This window comes from Rhizobium sp. IY2 (genome assembly GCF_047532935.1).
Lineage (GTDB): Bacteria > Pseudomonadota > Alphaproteobacteria > Rhizobiales > Rhizobiaceae > Rhizobium > Rhizobium anhuiense.
On the sequence record NZ_JBLKNU010000049.1, the window covers coordinates 1 to 331 of the forward strand.

The following is a 331-nucleotide window of genomic DNA, read 5'->3' on the forward strand; positions in this document are numbered from 1 at the left end:
GCTTGCCAGGTTCGTGCGGACCGTGTCGGTCCCCTCGCTGGCGTTCTCGGCGACGCTGTCGCCGGCATTGTCGACGGCATAGATGTCGTCCCCCGCCCCGCCGATCAGCGTATCGGCGCCGGCGCTACCATTCAGCGTGTCATTGCCGGCACCGCCGGAAAGCGTATCGCTGGCAGCGCCACCGATGATAAGGTTGTCCAGCGAGTTGCCGGTGCCGGCAAAGGCCGCCGTTCCGTTATAGGTGAGGTTCTCGATATTGGCGCCAAGTGTATAGCTTGCCAGGTTCGTGCGGACCGTGTCGGTCCCCTCGCTGGCGCTTTCGGTGACGCTG

General features: G+C 65.0%; 1 pseudogene. It reads right to left on the reverse strand.

Annotated elements, in window-relative coordinates:
• A pseudogene (locus tag ACMUVN_RS33330) lies at nt 1-331 on the reverse strand (hypothetical protein); the annotation flags it as partial.